General features: G+C 64.6%; 12 protein-coding genes. 11 read left to right on the forward strand and 1 reads right to left on the reverse strand.

The features are described from left to right. Positions 1-404 precede the first annotated feature (404 nt). From M4J39_RS10145 to M4J39_RS10160, 4 genes are all read left to right on the forward strand, one after another. Entirely contained in the window at positions 405-1,634 is a 1,230-nt protein-coding gene (locus M4J39_RS10145) for a sugar ABC transporter substrate-binding protein (protein ID WP_251727727.1), read from the forward strand. 121 nt (positions 1,635-1,755) lie between these two features. Beyond that, the gene (locus M4J39_RS10150; protein WP_251727728.1) at positions 1,756-2,658 is read left to right on the forward strand and encodes a carbohydrate ABC transporter permease; all 903 of its coding nucleotides are present in this window, start codon (positions 1,756-1,758) and stop codon (positions 2,656-2,658) included. Next, on the forward strand, positions 2,655-3,482 hold the full coding sequence (locus M4J39_RS10155; protein ID WP_251727729.1) for a carbohydrate ABC transporter permease: 828 nt from the start codon (positions 2,655-2,657) through the stop codon (positions 3,480-3,482). Before M4J39_RS10150 ends, M4J39_RS10155 begins: the two co-directional genes overlap by 4 nt. Then, positions 3,479-4,546 carry an ABC transporter ATP-binding protein gene (locus M4J39_RS10160; RefSeq protein WP_251727730.1) on the forward strand — a complete coding sequence of 356 codons (1,068 nt, stop codon included), beginning with the start codon at positions 3,479-3,481 and terminating at the stop codon, positions 4,544-4,546. The genes M4J39_RS10155 and M4J39_RS10160 overlap by 4 nt, the downstream gene beginning before the upstream one ends. A gap of 90 nt (positions 4,547-4,636) precedes the next feature. Here M4J39_RS10160 and yicI read toward each other — a convergent pair whose 3' ends face one another. Continuing rightward, entirely contained in the window at positions 4,637-6,955 is a 2,319-nt protein-coding gene (gene yicI, locus M4J39_RS10165; protein ID WP_251727731.1) for an alpha-xylosidase, read from the reverse strand. Between the two features lie 315 nt (positions 6,956-7,270). Here yicI and M4J39_RS10170 point away from each other — a divergent pair, with 315 nt between their 5' ends. The 7 genes from M4J39_RS10170 to M4J39_RS10200 all read left to right on the forward strand — a co-directional run bounded on the left by M4J39_RS10170 (position 7,271) and on the right by M4J39_RS10200 (position 16,869). Beyond that, positions 7,271-8,302, forward strand: a complete 1,032-nt coding sequence (locus M4J39_RS10170; protein WP_251727732.1) for a LacI family DNA-binding transcriptional regulator — start codon at positions 7,271-7,273, stop codon at positions 8,300-8,302. A 94-nt stretch (positions 8,303-8,396) separates the two neighbouring features. After that, a complete protein-coding gene (locus M4J39_RS10175; RefSeq protein WP_251727733.1) occupies positions 8,397-10,802 on the forward strand; it encodes a hypothetical protein in 2,406 nt (801 codons plus the stop codon). A gap of 155 nt (positions 10,803-10,957) precedes the next feature. Continuing rightward, the gene (locus M4J39_RS10180; RefSeq protein ID WP_251727734.1) at positions 10,958-11,944 is read left to right on the forward strand and encodes a BMP family protein; all 987 of its coding nucleotides are present in this window, start codon (positions 10,958-10,960) and stop codon (positions 11,942-11,944) included. An 8-nt stretch (positions 11,945-11,952) separates the two neighbouring features. Beyond that, entirely contained in the window at positions 11,953-13,368 is a 1,416-nt protein-coding gene (locus M4J39_RS10185) for an amidase (protein WP_251727735.1), read from the forward strand. Then, the gene (locus M4J39_RS10190; protein ID WP_251727736.1) at positions 13,365-14,882 is read left to right on the forward strand and encodes an ABC transporter ATP-binding protein; all 1,518 of its coding nucleotides are present in this window, start codon (positions 13,365-13,367) and stop codon (positions 14,880-14,882) included. The genes M4J39_RS10185 and M4J39_RS10190 overlap by 4 nt, the downstream gene beginning before the upstream one ends. Next, complete coding sequence (locus M4J39_RS10195) at positions 14,882-15,931, forward strand: ABC transporter permease (RefSeq protein WP_251727737.1); 1,050 nt, start codon at positions 14,882-14,884, stop codon at positions 15,929-15,931. Before M4J39_RS10190 ends, M4J39_RS10195 begins: the two co-directional genes overlap by 1 nt. Further along, a complete protein-coding gene (locus tag M4J39_RS10200) occupies positions 15,928-16,869 on the forward strand; it encodes an ABC transporter permease (protein ID WP_251727738.1) in 942 nt (313 codons plus the stop codon). Before M4J39_RS10195 ends, M4J39_RS10200 begins: the two co-directional genes overlap by 4 nt. Position 16,870 lies beyond the last annotated feature (1 nt).

The following is a 16,870-nucleotide window of genomic DNA, read 5'->3' on the forward strand; positions in this document are numbered from 1 at the left end:
GGTTTCGACCTTTTGGGCGGAACCTGACGGAAGCGGAAGCGCCCGACCGGGCGCCGGCCGGCCAGGCCGAAACCCGTTTGAGCTGGATGCAACCAGAGCAAACGGAACGCGTATTGTCTGTCCTCCCCGACATGCCGCACGGTCCAGGCGACCTCTGGCGGCTTGACAGTGGCAAGCCTTTCCGCATAACGTCGTAAACGTTTACGGGAGCGAGCAGGCAGGGAGGAAAGTCCTGTCCGGGCTGGGGCCTTCGAGCGTCATGACCGTGCTGGCGAGTACGGATGACGAACGCGGAACTTTGTCCTTTTGAGGCCGGACAACCTGTCGGAACGCCACCTGCCTGTCCTGGTCTCAAGGCCATCTTCGGCCCGGACCGGTCGGCCAACTGTGGAGGAGTAGGGAGCATGAAGACATCGGCAATCCTGGGGGCGGTGCTCTACGCCGGCGCCGCGACGTTCGGCATGGCGGCGCATGCCGCCGACCCCGTCACCATCACCATCTGGTGCCAGGACGACGAGCGCCAGCCGGGCCTCAACCTCGCCAAGGAATTCGGCGAGAAGAACCCCGACATCAAGGTCGTTTACCGGCAGATCCATTTCGATGACGTCACGTCCGAGGCCATGCGCGCCTACTCCACCGGTCAGGCGCCCGACATCATCGCCATCGACAATCCCGAGCATGCGCTGTTCGCCTCGCACGGCGTCTTCCTCGACCTCACCGATCGCATTGCCAAGTCCGACGTGATCCACAAGGAAGACTACTTCCCCGGTCCGCTTGCCTCCGTCACATGGGACGGCAAGATCTACGGCGTGCCCAAGGCTACCAACACCATCGCCCTTTACTACAACGCCGACATGTTCAAGGCGAAGGGGCTCGACCCGGACAAGCCGCCGCAGACCTGGGACGAGATGGTCGACGCCGCCCGCAAGCTCAACGACCCCGCCAACAACGTCTACGGCATCGCCTTCTCGGCCAAGGCCTCCGAGGAAGGCACCTTCCAGTTCCTGCCCTGGGCCCAGATGACCGGCGGCGGCTTCGACAAGATCAACACCGATGGCGCCGTTCGCGCGCTGACCATCTGGAAGACGCTGCTCGACGAGAAGCTGGCTTCGCCCGACACTCTGACGCGCGGCCAGTGGGATTCCACCGGCACCTTCAACTCGGGGAATGCCGCCATGGTCATCTCCGGGCCGTGGGAGCTCAACCGCATGTCGCAGGAGGCGAAGTTCGACTGGCGCGTGACGCTCATGCCCGTACCGGAAGCCGGCGCGCCGCGTTCGTCGGCCATGGGCGATTTCAACTGGGCGATCTTCAAGAGCTCCAAGAATCCCGACGCGGCCTTCAAGGCGCTCGAATACTTCGTGTCGCAGGATCCGCGCGTCTTCCCGGACTGGGGGCAGCTCGCCGCTCGCGCCAACATCGAGATCCCCACGACCGGTGACGCCAAGAAGGATGCCGCCGTCAAGGTGTTCATGGAGCAGCTGAAATACGCCCAGCCCCGTGGCCCGCATCCCGACTGGATGAAGATCTCCAAGGCCATCCAGGACGCGATCCAGTCGGCGCTTACCGGCCAGGCGACGCCCAAGGACGCGCTCGATCAGGCCGCCGCCACCATCCAGGGCATCCTGGGCTGAGCGGATTGAAGATTGCGCTTCGGCTTCGGCCGAAGCGCTGCCTTTTGTGTAGACCGCATTGCCCGGCAAGGGCGATGCTCCGTGCCGGCGGTCGGGCCGGACGCGGATGCGGGGAGGACCGATGCGACGCCTCTACTCAAGCCTTGTCGATGGCCGGGGATTCGATCTCTGCCTGATCGGCATCCCGCTCGCCTTTCTCATCGTGCTCTCCGGCGTGCCGCTCATCTATAACGTGGTCATGAGCTTCCAGGCCGTGGACATGTTCAGCCTCGGCAGCTTCATCCGCCCCTGGGTCGGCCATGAGAACTACCGCCAGCTGATCGCCCAGCCCGAGTTCTGGCCGATCATGGGCCATACGGCGACCTTTCTGGTTGCCTCCATCGCCGGCCAGTTCTTGCTCGGCTTTGCGCTTGCCCTTTTCTTCTGGATGAACTTCCCAGGCGCTTCCTGGCTGCGCGGCCTGTTTCTGGTGTCCTGGGTGATGCCGGGCCTCGTGGTCGGCGCAGTCTGGAACTGGCTGCTGTCGGGTGATTTCGGCGTCTTCAACTTCGTCCTGCACCAACTTCACATCATCTCGGACAACGTCTTCTGGCGCTCCGACCCGGCCTTTTCTCTGTGGAGCGTCATCATCGCCAACATCTGGCTCGGCGCCTCCTTCAACATGATCCTGCTGTCGGTTGGTCTGTCGTCGATCCCCGACGATCTCTATGAGGCGGCGGAACTCGACGGCGCCGGAGCCCTGACCCGCTTCTGGACGATCACGCTGCCGATGATGCGCTCGACCATCGGCGCTCTGATCTCGCTCGGCCTGATCTTCACGTTGCAGCAGTTCGACCTGTTCGCCGCCATTACCGCCGGCGGTCCCAACAACTCCTCCAACGTCGCGCAATACTGGGCCTGGGACCTCTCGTTCAAGCAGTACGACTTCGCCAAAGGGGCGGCCATTTCGGTGATCATGATCGTCGTTGTGATGCTCGCATCCGTCTACTACGTCCGGTCGACCCGCCACGAGGTGAGAGGATGAGCGAGACCTTCAGAAACCGGCTGCTGCTCGTCATCGCGCTGCTGCTTGCCGCCATCTACCTCTTTCCGCTCTACTGGATGTACATCACCGCGCTGAAGACCGGCTCGGAGATGTTCGCCACGCCGCCGTCCTTCTGGCCCGACGACCCCCAGTGGTCGATCTTTCCCTTCGTTTTCCAGCTGAAGGGCATGGGTCGGTTCCTGTGGAACTCGGCGGTGATCGCGTCGGGATCGGTGGCGTTGATCGCCGTGCTCGGCACCGGCGCCGCCTATGTGCTCGCCCGCTATCGCAACGCCTGGGTCGATGTCGGCCTGTTCCTGGTGCTGATGCTGCAGGTGCTGCCGGCCTCGCTGATGATCACGCCGATCTTCGTGCTGTTCACGCTGACCGGCATTCTCGACTTTCCTCGCACCGCAGTGATCCTGGCGATCGCCGCCAAGAGCATGCCCTTCTTCATCGTGCTGGTTCGCGCCACCTTCATGAGCGTGCCGATGGAGCTGGAAGAGGCGGCGCTCGTCGACGGCAACTCGCGCGTCGGTGCCTTCTGGTCGATCGTGCTGCCGCTCGCCCGCAACGGCATCCTCGTTTCCGCCATCCTGATCTTCATGCAGGCCTTCGGCGAGTTCGTCTATTCGAAGTCGCTGATCCAGGAGATTGAGCTGCAGCCGAGCTCGGTCGGCCTCAATGCTTTCATGGGCCCGAACACCAACGAATGGAACCGGATCATGGCCTTCGCCTCGATCTACGTGACCCCCATTCTGGCGACCTTCGTGCTGCTGCAGCGGCGCATCGTCTCTGGCCTGACCTCCGGAGCCCTGAAATGACCACGCAGATCGAATTTTCCGGCGTCAACAAGCACTACGGCGCCTACCATGCGCTGAAGGACATCAATCTTTCCATCGGCAAGGGCAGCTTCGTCGCCCTCGTCGGTCCCTCGGGCTGCGGCAAGTCGACGCTGCTGCGCTCGCTGGCCGGCCTGGAAAAGATCACCGGTGGCGACATCTCCATCGCCGGCGAGGTGGTGACGACGCTGCCGCCGCGCAAGCGCGACGTTGCCATGGTGTTCCAGTCCTACGCCCTCTATCCGCACATGACGGTCGAGGAGAACCTCACCTACTCGCTGCGGGTTCATGGCGTCTCTAAGGGCGAGCGCAAGAAGGCTGCTGCCGAGGTGGCCGCGACCACTGGCTTGTCCGATCTTCTGCATCGTTATCCGCGAGAGCTCTCCGGCGGACAGCGCCAGCGCGTAGCCATGAGCAGGGCGATCATCCGCAACCCCAAGGCTTTCCTGTTCGACGAGCCTCTGTCCAACCTCGACGCGGCCTTGCGGGTTCACATGCGCAAGGAGATTCGCGCCCTGCATGATCGGCTTGGCGCAACCTCGGTCTATGTGACGCACGATCAGATCGAGGCCATGACCATGGCCGATCACGTCGTCGTCCTGCGGGCCGGCATCATCGAACAGCAGGGGCGGCCACTCGATCTGTATGATAAGCCGGCGAATAAATTCGTTGCCGGGTTCATCGGCTCCCCCGCCATGAACTTCCTGCCGGCGACGGTGGCGGAGGGGCGCGCCGCGACGATCGATCTGGGCAAGGGGCCGATCCGTCTGACGATCCCCGTTGCCGCGCCCATCGGCTCCAGCGTGCTGATCGGTATTCGGCCGGAACACATCACCTTGACCGCGCCTGGAGAAGGCCGTTTCGACGCTCCCGTCGCCTTTACCGAATCCACCGGCTCCACGACCTTCGTATCCACCGCGACGAACCCAGAACTGATGGTGGTGGAGACCGGCCGCCGGATGGTCGCCAATGGCGATCTCGTCGGTCTGGCGTTCGCCGATACGGCTGTCCATGTCTTCGACGGGGCGACGGAAAAGCGCCTCTGACGGCGATCCTTCTCGATGGACCAAGAAAAACCCCGGAAGCCATGCTTCCGGGGTTCTTGCTTCGGATCGTCGCCGTGAATGGCGCAGCCATCAGGCCGGTGGGAGGGTGATCCGAAGCGAGCCGGCGGCGCGGAGGGTAACGCCGCCGGAACGCTGGTCGAAATCGTCGCTGCCGTCGACGGCGGCGACATGGCGGATGCCGACGAGGCGAAGCGCGTAGGTTTGGTCCCGATCGGGCGTCGCGGTGATCACGTCGCCGTCGCGGCGCACCGTCAGCGCCAGGGCCAGCGCGCCGTTTCGATAGTCCGGAACCGTTGCGGTGACGCTGGCGCCGTCGGCGAGTTCATAGAGGGCAAAGGTGACGCCGTCGGTGTAGTCGTAGTCTGGCCGCCGGTCGTTGCCGCCAAAGGCGACGAGACTGCCCGGTCGCACGTAAAGGGGCAGGCTCATGACGTCATGCGTCTCGCGCCGCCAGACAGGGCCCTCGACGACTTCGCCGGTGAGAAGCTGCGTCCAGCGTCCGGCCGGCAGATAGACGGTGACCTCGCCGTCCTTATCGAAAACCGGGGCGACAAGCAGGGCCGAGCCCAGCATGAACTGCCGGTCGAGCGTCTCGACGCCCGGGTCATCGGGAAACTCCAGCAGCATGGCCCTGAGCACCGGCACACCGGTTTCCGATGCCTCGACGGCGGCACCGTAGAGGTAGGGCATCAGCGAGCACTTGAGACGTGCGAAGTCCCTGAGCACCGCTTCCGCCTCCTGGTCGAACAGCCAGGGCACGCGATAGGATTTGGAGCCATGCAGGCGGCTGTGGCTGGAGAGGAGGCCGAAGGCGCACCAACGTTTGTAGACGTCGGCCTCGGCAGTATTCTCGAAGCCGCCGATGTCGTGGCTCCAGAAGCCGAAGCCGGAAAGGCCGAGCGACAGCCCGCCGCGCAGCGTTTCGGCCATGGCCGGATAGTCGGAGTAGCAATCGCCGCCCCAGTGCACGGGGAACTGCTGGCCACCGACGGTGGCCGAACGGGCGAACAGCACACTTTCGCCCCGCGTCTCGATCAAGGCGTCGTGGACCACCTTGTTGTAGAGGAAGGGGTAGTAGTTGTGCATCTTCTGCGGGTCCGAGCCGTCGTGCCAGACGACATCGGTCGGGATTCGCTCGCCGAAGTCGGTCTTGAAAGCGTCGGCACCCATGGCGACAAGGCGCTTGAGATGGCCGGCATACCATGTCGCCGCCTCGGGATTGGTGAAGTCGACAATGCCTTGTCCGGCCTGCCAGAGATCCCACTGCCAGACGCTGCCATCGGGCCGCTTCAGGAGGTACCCCTTCTCCGCCGCTTCGTCGAACAGCTTCGAGGCCTGGGCGATGTAGGGGTTGATCCAGAGACAGATCTTCAGTCCCTTGTCCCGGAGGCGCTTCAGCATGCCCTCGGGATCGGGAAACACCTCCGGATCCCACTCGAAATCGCACCAGTGGACGCCGCGCATCCAGAAGCAGTCGAAGTGGAAGACGTGGAGGGGAATGTCGCGCTGGAACATGCCGTCGACGAAGGAATTGACGGTACCCTCGTCGTAGTCGGTGGTGAACGAGGTCGTCAGCCACAGGCCAAAGGACCAGGCCGGGGGCAGGGCCGGCCGACCGGTCAGTCGCGTGTAGCGCTCAAGGACGGCCTTCGGTGTCGGACCGTCGATCAGATAGTATTCGAGCGCTTCACCCTCGGTGGCGAACTGCACCTTCGACACCTTCTCAGACGCCACCTCGAAGCCGACGCGGCCGGGATCGTTGACCAGCACGCCCCACCCCCTGTTGGTCAGGAAGAACGGGATGTTCTTGTAGGCCTGCGTGGTGGACGTGCCGCCATCCTGGTTCCAGATGTCGATGCTCTGCCCGTTCTTGACGAAGGGGGAGAAGCGTTCGCCAAGGCCGTAGACCAAGGTGCCGACCTCAAGGTCCAGTCGCTCGAACATATGGGGCGGTTCACCCGCGACGCTCGCGTGGCCCGTCTCGCGGAACCCGGTACCGGTCAGTCGCTTGCCGCCGCGCGTCACCTCGGTGCGCCAATCGCCATCCTTCGACACGGTGAGCGTGAGGCTTCCGGACGTAAAGGAGAGGGCGGTCTCGCCATCGGCGATCATTGGCCGGAATGTGTCGTCGGAAAACAGCTCGAAGGCAGGACCGCGCTTCGCGGCTCCCCTGTGGTGCTCGATGCGCACGCAGATGACGCCTTCCATCGGCGCGCTCAGCGTCAGGGTCAGCGTCGGCGCGTTGATCTGGTCGGCGCGACCGCGACCACGTACGGCAAGGGCCAGAATCTCGGCCTTGCGGGCATCCGTCCGCACCGCATGCACATGATGCGGATTGACGATGCTCATGCCTGCCGGCAGCAGCCAGTTGCCGTCGCTGAACTTCATTGTCTTCCTCCCCGGGCGCTCCGCCAACTGGGGAGCCACACGTCCGCCGCTCGTCGCCAAGACCTTCGTGGGGCTTGCGATTCCACGGCCTTCGTCTATTCCGTAAACGTTTACGACGATAGCGATGAAGGCGTCTTCTGTCAAAGGGCTTTTGTATCGGTGGATTGCCTCCCCTGTCGCTGGAGAACTGGAGGATTGCCTCGACGAAACCGGGCGTTCCGTCTATTGATCGCACGCCGGATTTTTTGCTGAAGACAGGGAAACGATTGGTCGCCCTGTGAGCTGGGCTTGAGCTGCGGGCGGGAGGATGAGGGATTGGGCATCAAGGAGCTGGCGCGCCATCTCAACATTTCCATCGGCACTGTGTCGCGGGCGCTCAACGGCCATCCGGAGGTCAACGCCGAGACTCGCAAGCGCGTGCTGGAAGCGGCGGCGGCGCTTGGTTATGCCCCGGATCAGGCTGGACGCAGCCTCCGCCAGGGCACGCTCAACGTCGTTGCCTTGTTGCTTTCCACCGACCTCACCTCCAAGACCGACACGATGTTCTTCATGGAACTGTCGCGCGGCATTCAGGACCAGTTCGCCGAACACGGCCTCGACCTCGTCATCCATCTGAACAAGCCGGGCATGGATATGCTCGATCGAGTGAAGCGCATCGTCGAGCGCCGGCAGGCCGACGCCATCATTCTTGCCGAGACGCGCGACAACGATCCGCGCCTCGATTATCTCGCAGGTCGCAATTTCCCCTTCGCCACCATGGGGCGGTCGTGGTCGGGTGGCAGCCATCCCTGGATGGATCTCGACTTCGACTTTGCAATGCGCGCCGCCATCGACCGTCTTGCCGGCTTTGGCCATCGTCGCGTGGCGCTGGTCACAGGCGATCCAGGCTACCGTCTCGACACCATGTTGCAGGACGCTTACCGGCGTGAACTCATGGACCGAGGCATCGCCGTCGACGAAGCGCTGATGATCAAGGCCGACACCCATGAAGAGGGCGGCTACAAGGCGATGACGGATTTCCTCGCCATGTCCGAGCCCCCGACGGCGGTGATCTTTCCCCATTATCGGGCGGTGGTCGGCGCTTATGCCTGTCTTTCCGAATCCGGCCTGCAGCCCGGCCGCGACGTGGCGATCCTCAGTTGCTCGGCCGACACGACCATCGCCCAGTTCATGGCGCCACCGCTCACCTGCTTCCGGCTTGACCTTTACGGGCTCGGGCGGCGTCTCGCTCAGGCGTTGCTCGCCTCAATGTCGCGCTTCGCCGAAAGCTATGGCGGCGCACTCGTCCAGGAGATCTGGCCGTGGGAACTGATCGGCCGCGACAGCGACGGCTTCCGCGTCGGCTGAGCATGGCTGTCCTCCAGGTATTCCGGGCGACGGCCGACCGACGTAGATCTGAGCGAGAGGCATCAATTCGATTCGCCCGCTTCCGGAGACGACCATGCGCGAGGAGAGCCAGTCCTTTCCGCCCTATCCGACAGAGACATCCGGACGCGACGAAACGGTCGATGTAAAAGTCGGGGTGTCCGGCGGGAAACGGGTATTCGAGCTGACGACGACGGCCGCCCGGCGCGACAACCCTTCGCGTCAGAGGCGCATCGAGGAACGGTCGACTGATCCACACCTTCTGACGGGGTCGCCGCTGTTCGATGCGCTTTTTGCCCAGGCTGTCGACGATGCAAGGCTCAATGCCGTTTCATCCATTCGCGATGGCGCCTATCGCCATGGCGAACCCATTCCCTGCGAGTGTTACCAGACCGGCGAGAAGTGGACCTACGTCTGGACCCGCGATGCTTCCTACGCCACTCATCTCGGCCTTGCAGTGCTCGACCCGGAGAGGGCAGCCACGACGCTTCTCTACAAGGTGAGCCCGTTTCGTGACGGTCTCGGCCTGCCGGAGGAACTGCCGGTGGGTAGTTTGCAAATCGTCCAGGATACCGGTTCGGGCGGCAGTTGGCCGGTGAGTACCGATCGCGTCTCTTGGGCTTTCGGCGCCGAAGCGCTGCTCGGAACGCTCCACGGCGATGCGCGCGCTGCTTTTGCCGACACGGCCTATCGCGCGCTGTCCGGCACCATCGAGGCCGACCGGCTCGCCGTCTTCGATGCTGCCGACGGACTTTATCGCGGCGAACAGTCCTTCCTTGATTGGCGCGACCAGACCTATGCGCCATGGGCGATCGACGACCTCACCACCATCTCGACATCCAAGGCGCTTTCCACCAACGTTTGCCACTACAAGGCGCTCGACCTCCTCGCTCGGCTTGCCTCAGAACGGGGCGACAAGGCCAAGGCCGATCGTTACGCCGGCTGGGCAGGCGAACTTCGTGCGGCCATCGACCGCGGCTTCTGGCTGGAAGGGAAGGGGCTCTACGTCTCGATCACCACACCCGACAGTCCGGCTCGGCCGGTCGAGAAGTTCGACATGCTCGGCCTCGCCCTTGCCATCCTGACCGGCGTCACCGGACGCGATCGGGCACGGCGCATTCTGGCATCCTACCCGCACGTGCCTTTCGGTGTGCCTGTCTATTATCCGGCTCAGCCCGATATCTTCTGCTACCACAACCGGGCCATCTGGCCCTTCGTCACCGCCTACGAACTGCTGGCCGCCGCTGAGACGCAGGCCGTCGCAGCGTTCGACCACGCCTTCGACTCGCTGGTTCGCGCCGCCGCTCTCAATCTCGACAATGTCGAGAACCAAGAGTGGCTGACCGGCCGCACCTTGTTCGACGATGGCCCGCGCATTTCCTCGGCCCGTCAGCTCTGGTCGGTCGGTGGCTATCTCGGCATGGTGATGAGGGCGATCTTCGGCTATCGACCGGAGAAGGAAGGCTTCCGCCTTGCCCCTTTCCTTACGGCGCACGTCCGGTGTCGACTTGGCGGCGACAGGGCCGTGCTCCATCGCCTTGACCATCACGGTCGGCGTATCGACCTCGTGCTGAACCTGCCGCCGTGCGCCAGCGCGCAGGGGTACTATGCCCTCCGTGAGGTGCATCTCAACGGAACGCTGGTGTCGGACTCCATCGTCGACTCACAACTGGTGGACGCCAATCTCATCGAGCTGTTCTTCGACGATCTTGTCGCCGATAGGTCCGATCTCATGCTGATTCCTGTCGTTGATGCTGCAACCCACGACGACCCGCAGATCTTCTCGCCGCGCGAGCCGGTGATCACTGACCTCGTCATCGAGGACGGGCGAGTACGGTTGAACTTTGAGGGGCAGCTTCCGCGCTCGGGGCGAAGTGATGCGCTCCTCTTCACCGTGCTGCGGGATGGGGAGGCAGCGGCGGTCGATCTGGCGGATGTCGTGTGGCGCGATCCCTTGCCGCTCCGGCCTGGCGTGCGTCGCGCCTATCGCGTGATCGCTCGCTTTGCCGACGGGGGCAACGCCTCGCACCCCTCGCGCGAGGCGGCCATCGAGACCGGCGCGGTTCTGACTGTCGGCATCGATGGTTCCGGCGTGGATCGTGTGGGTGACCGGCTGGTCTTCGCCGACGTCGTTGTGCGAGAGGCCGGCGACTACCGGCTGGCACTTCTCTGCCGGAACCACAGCTTTCACATCCAGACCGGCGTCACCAACGCGGTGAAGCGGGTGGCGGTGTTGGACGACGACGGGCGCCGGATCGCGTCGGGCATCGTCCAGATGCCTCACATGACGCCGGTCAACCCGCTCCGGCGTTCGACGACGCTGCCGCTGCATCTCCAGGCTGGCAGCTATCGGGTGGAAATCGCCAATTTCTTCAACATGAGCTGTCTTTCGGCAAATGAGACCTATATCAGCCCCGGCGGCATGGACGGGCCGCGCAACGAGGCTGATATCCGCGCTCTTGAGCTGATCCGGATCGGCTGATTTTTGGCGCGTATATCCCGAATTTACAGCTGGAAGTGTGTTGCCTCCCTACTTGGCTTTTGATGTGCCTAATTTTGTGCCCAACGATAACTTGACAAAAGTTTAGGCACTGATAGGGCTTTCAAAACACAATCAAAAAGCCAGAGGGGATCTCCATGAACAGGGACTTTCGTCTTTCCCGCCGCGCCGTGCTGGCCTCGGGCCTTGCACTCGGCGTCGGTGGCCTCGTGCTGCCGGTTCGGGCCGCCACGCCGCTGAAGGTGGCCGGCATTCACGCTTCGCCGGTCGAGAATGCCTGGAACTCTTGCCTGCACAAGGCCTTGCAGGATGCGGCCGCCGAGGGCGCCATCGAGTATACTTTCTCCGAAGGCGTTTCGGGCACCGACTATCCGCGCGCCATGCGCGAATATGCCGAAGCCGGCAACAAGCTGATCATCGGCGAGGCCTATGCCGTAGAGAAAGAGGCGCGTCAGGTGGCCGCCGATTACCCCGAAACGGCTTTCGTGCTCGGCTCGTCGGGCGAGGCGGCCGGCGACAACTTCGGTGTTTTCGGCACCTGGAATCATGACGGCGCCTATCTCGCCGGCATGCTGGCCGGCAAGATGACCAAGTCCAACGTCGTCGGTTCGGTCGGCGCCATGCCGATCCCCGAGGTCAACATGCTGATCAACGCCTTCGCCGCGGGCGTCAAGGCGGTCAACCCCGAGGCGAAACATCTCGTCACCTTCATCGGTACCTTCTTCGATCCGCCAAAGGCCCGCGAGGCCGGCCTTGCCCAGATCGATGCCGGCGCCGACATTCTGTTCGGTGAGCGCATCGGCACCGCCGACGCTGCCAAGGAGCGCGGCATCAAGGCCGTGGGGTCGCTGATCGATTACACACCACGCTATCCCGACACCGTCTTCGCCAACGCCCTCTGGGGCTTCCGGCCGATCCTCAACGCCGCCGTTGCCGATGCCGCCGCCGGCAAGCCCGTCGGCAAGGACTACACCGCCTTCGGCCTGATGAAGGAAGGCGGCAGCGATATCGCCTATGCCAAGGGCGTCGCGCCGGCCGATGCCGAGGCGGCGATGGAAGAGGTGAGGGCGAAGATCAAGTCCGGCGCCTTCGAGGTGCCGCGCGACACCGCCGAGCCGAAGTAAGTCGGCCGATGAAGGGCGACGCGACAGCACTGGCCGGGGCGATCCGTGACGGTCGCCTCACTGCCGGCGAGGCCATGGCGGCTTCGCTCGCCGCTGCCGCGTCGCATGCCGATCTCGGCGCGCTTTGCCATGTCGACGCCGAACTGGCGGAACGGGAGGCGAGCGCCGCCGATGCCGAGTGTCTTGCCGATCCAGTACGATTCGCCGCGCGTCCGTTTTGCGGCGTTCCGACACTCGCCAAGGATCTCGGCGGACCATTTGCCGGGCTGCCGGTTGTTGCCGGCTCGCGACTGTTTTCTCGCGATCGGCCCGACGCACCCGACTCCGATCTGGCGCGGCGCTTTCGGGCGGCCGGCCTGTTGCCTTTTGGGCTGACAACCGCGCCGGAGTTCGGTCTGGCGCTGGCAAGCGAGCCGGCGATCGGTCCGCTTGCTCGCAACCCCCTCGATCCTGCGCGTACGCCCGGCGGGTCGTCGGGAGGGGCGGCGGCGGCCGTAGCCGCGGGCATCGTCGCCATCGCTCACGCTACGGACGCCGGAGGCTCCATTCGGGTGCCGGCCGCCTGCTGCGGTCTGGTCGGGCTGAAGCCCAGCCGTGGCGTCATGCCGGCCGGGCCTGCCTTCGGCAACCACCTGGGGGGCATCGCCTCGGAGCTCTGCGTCTCGCGCAGCGTCCGCGACAGCGCCGCCCTGCTCGCGGCGGTCAGCGGCAGGACGCGCGGTCCTTTCGCCGATGTCGGCCTGGCCGAACCGAGGACCGGGGCTCTCAGAGTTGGCGTTCTCTGCGAAACGGGGGCAGACTTGCCGACGACGCCCGAGCGTTCCGCCGCCATCGAAACGGCTGGTCAGTTTCTGGAGACCCGCGGCCACAGGCTCGTGCCCGTCGCCTGGTCGGATGTCGAGGCCATGGTGAAGGCGTCCGCCGCGCTGTTTTACGATCTCGTCTGCACTAACCTCGCAACGCTCTCGGAGACGCCCGGCATCGACATCGCGCTCGCCGAACCTGTAACCCAGGCTTTTGCGGCGCGGGGCAGGGCCCTTTCCGCCGCCGATCTCTGGCGGTCGCAGACCGCGGGCGTTCTGGTGTCGCGCAACCTTTGGCGTCTGTTCGATCGGATCGACGTCCTGTTGACGCCGATGCTGGCGTCGCCGCCTCCGCCGATCGGTTCGTTCCCGTTCGACCACGCCGATACGGATCTTCATCTCAGGCGCATGGTTTCGCTGGCCCCGCTCGCCACGCTTGCCAACATCTCCGGCTTCCCGGCCTTGACGCTGCCGTTCGGCGTCGACGCCGATGGGTTGCCGCTACCGGTACAGATGTTTGCACCGCTTGGTGCCGACCTCCAGCTTCTGGCGCTCGCGGCGACGCTTGAAGCGGATGGCCGCTGGCAGCATGCCTTTCCCATCGCAGGACTGCCGTCATGACCGAAACCGTTCTGGAGATCGACGGCGTCAGCAAGAGCTTCGGTGACAACAAGGCCAACGACGCCATCTCGATGACACTGGCGCGGGGCGAGATCGTTGCCCTGCTCGGCGAGAATGGCGCCGGCAAGACGACGCTCATGAGCATTCTGTTCGGCCACTACATGCCCGACGAAGGGTGCATCCGCTTCTCCGGCGCCGATCTGCCCCCCGGTCGGCCGCGCGCTGCCATCCATGCCGGCATCGGCATGGTCCATCAGCATTTCTCGCTGGCCCCCAATCTGACCGTGCTGGAAAACGTCATGACCGGCACCGAGAAGCTTTGGTCGCTCCGCTCGGAAGCCGGCCGTGCCAGGGCAAAGCTTAAGGCGCTTGCCGAGCGCTTCGGCCTTGCCGTCGATCCCGATGCCCGCCTCGGCGATCTTTCGGTCGGCGAACAGCAGCGCGTCGAGATACTCAAGGCGCTCTATAACGACGCGCGCATCCTGATCCTCGACGAACCGACGGCGGTGCTGACCAATCTGGAAGCCGAGACGCTGTTCGGCACCCTGAAAGAGATGGCGCGGCAGGGCCTGTCCCTGATCTTCATCTCCCACAAGCTCGACGAGGTCATGGCGGCGGCCGATCGCGTCGTCGTGCTGCGGGGCGGCAAGGTGGTGGCCGAGCGTCGTGCGGCCGAAACGTCGAAGGCCGAACTGGCCGAGCTGATGGTCGGTCACAGGGTTGCCCGGCCCATTCGCGAGGCGCATGAACGCGGAGAGCCGGTGCTGGAAGCGGCGGCGGTGTCGGTTCGCATTGACGGCGTCGATCGCCTGAAGGAGGTCAGCTTCCGCCTGCATGCAGGAGAGATACTCGGCATCATCGGCGTCTCCGGCAATGGCCAGGCGGCGTTGGCAAGCCTGCTGTCCGGCACGCTCGCACGCAGTTCGGGCGACATCCTGCTTTACGGGGAAGCCATCGGCAATCTCTCCGTTGCCGACACCGTTGCCTCCGGCATTGGCCGCATTCCCGAGGATCGAACGCGCGAAGGGGCGATCGGCGAGATGGCGGTCTGGGAGAACGCCGTGCTGGAACGCATCGACGAGCCGCGCTTCTCCCGCCGAGGTCTCGTCGACAGGGCGGCGGCCATCGCCTTCGCCGAGACCATCGTCCGCGATTTCGACGTGCGTGGCGGCGGGGCTCGCACCCGTACGCGCCTCCTTTCCGGTGGCAACATGCAAAAGCTGATACTGGGCCGAAACCTTGCCGAGCGGCCGCGCATCCTGATCGCCGCCCAGCCGGCGCGCGGACTTGACGAGGGGGCGGTCGCCGCTGTCCATGCCCGCATTCTCGAAGCCAGAAAGGCGGGTACCGCCGTGTTGCTCATTTCCGAAGATCTCGATGAGGTCATCGGGCTTGCCGACCGTATCCAGGCCATCGTTGGTGGCCGCCTCTCTCCGCCGGTCTCGGCGGACGAGGTGGATGCGCGGGCGCTTGGCCTGATGATGGCCGGCGCCTGGAAGAAAGAGGCGGCCTGATGCGCTTTGAACGCCGCGAGCATCGCCCGCTTGCCCTGATCATTCTGACGCCGCCTCTTGCCATCGCCGCTGCTTTGGTCCTCTCCGGTTTGCTGATTGCCACCGCCGGTGCGCCGGTGATGGAGGCCTATTGGCGCATCCTGGTCGGGGCCTTCGGCTCTCGGCTGTCGGCCACCGAAACACTGACGCGGGCCACGCCGCTGATGCTGACCGGCCTTGCCGCCGCCGTCGCCTTCCGCGCCCGCGTCTGGAACATCGGCGGCGAGGGGCAGTTCTATCTCGGCGCCATCGCTACGGCCGCCGTCGGATCTCAGCTTTTGGCCGGTGCGCCCGGCTATCTGTCCATTCCCCTGCTCCTGCTCAGCGGTGCTGTTGCCGGAATGATCCTCCTGATCATGCCGCTGTGGCTGAGGCTGAGGTTCTCAGTCGACGAGGTGGTGACCAGCCTGCTTCTCAACTTCGTCGCCGTGCTTGTCGTCTCGATGCTGATCGACGGGCCGTTGAAGGACCCGCTGGCTTTTGGCTGGCCGCAGAGCCAGTCCGTCGCCGACGCGGCCATGCTTCCGAAGCTGGTGGCGCGATCGCGTCTGCACTGGGGCTTTGCCATTGCGCTCGTCCTCGCCTTCGTCGTCCACTTCGTCCAGAGCCGCACGGTATTCGGGCTGAAGTCCCGCGCTGCCGGCCTGAGCCCCGAGGGAGCCGTCTTTGCTGGCGTGCCGCTGGCCCGAACCCTCTTCCTGGTCGCCTGTCTGTCCGGTGGTCTTGCCGGGCTTGCCGGCGCTGTCGAGGTTCTCGGCGTCAAAGGATATGTCACCACGGATCTGTCGCCCGGCTTTGGCTATTCCGGCATCGTCGTCGCCATGCTGGCTGGGCTCCATCCCCTTGGCGTCGTACTGGCGGCGCTGTTCACGGCCACCATGTTCGTTGGTGCCGACGGCATGAGCCGGGCGCTGAAAATCCCGACCTATATCGCCGACGTCACCGTGGCCTTGTCGTTGATCACCATGCTGGTGGCGGTATTCTTCGCCCAATACAGGATCCGCCGATGAGCATCGTCCTCGACATCATCGCCTCGGCAGGCCTGTGGGCGGCCGTGTTGCGGATCGCCACGCCGCTGATCTTCGGCACCTTGGGGGCTCTGCTTTGCGAACGCGCTGGCGTTCTCAATCTCGGCATCGAGGGGATCATGACCTTCGGTGCCATGGCCGGTTGGCTCGCCGTCTATCACGGCGCGGATCTCTGGACAGGCTTGTTGGTCGCTGCGCTGGCCGGTGGCGTGTTCGGCCTCCTCCATGCGGCGTTGACTGTGACTCTCGGTCTTTCCCAGCACGTCTCGGGCCTGGGCGTCACGCTGTTCGCATCCAGCTTCAGCTACTATCTCTTCCGTCTGATCGTGCCGCTGTCTGGCAGTCCGCCGACCATCGAACCCTTCGCGCCGGTGACCGTGCCGGGTCTCGCCGACCTGCCGTTCGTCGGACCTATCCTGTCGGCGCAAACGCCGCCGACCTATCTTGCCCTTCTGCTTGCGCTCCTGCTTGCCTATGTCGTCTTCCGCACGCCACTGGGCCTCGCCATCCGGATGACCGGCGAAAATCCGCATGCCGCCGAAGCGCAGGGCGTCAATCCGATGGCGGTGCGTTATGGGGCGGTGATCGTCGGTTCGGCGCTGATGGCCGTCGGCGGCGCTTTCCTGACGCTGTCGGCGTTCAACAGCTTTTTCCCGACCATGGTCCAAGGGCGCGGCTGGATCTGCATCGCGCTCGTCGTCTTCGCGTCCTGGCGGCCGGGACGGGCCCTGTTCGGTGCGCTGCTGTTCGCTTTCTTCGATGCGTTTCAGCTGCGCTTGCAGACTGCGGTCGATGGCGTTCCCTATCAGGTGTTCCTGATGACGCCTTATATTCTGTCGATCGTGGCTCTCTGTGTCATGGCCCGGCGCGCTCGCGTGCCGCAGGCGTTGATGCAACCCTACCGCCGCGGCGAACGCTGAC

Source organism: Pleomorphomonas sp. NRK KF1 (assembly GCF_023721755.1).
Classification (GTDB): domain Bacteria; phylum Pseudomonadota; class Alphaproteobacteria; order Rhizobiales; family Pleomorphomonadaceae; genus Pleomorphomonas.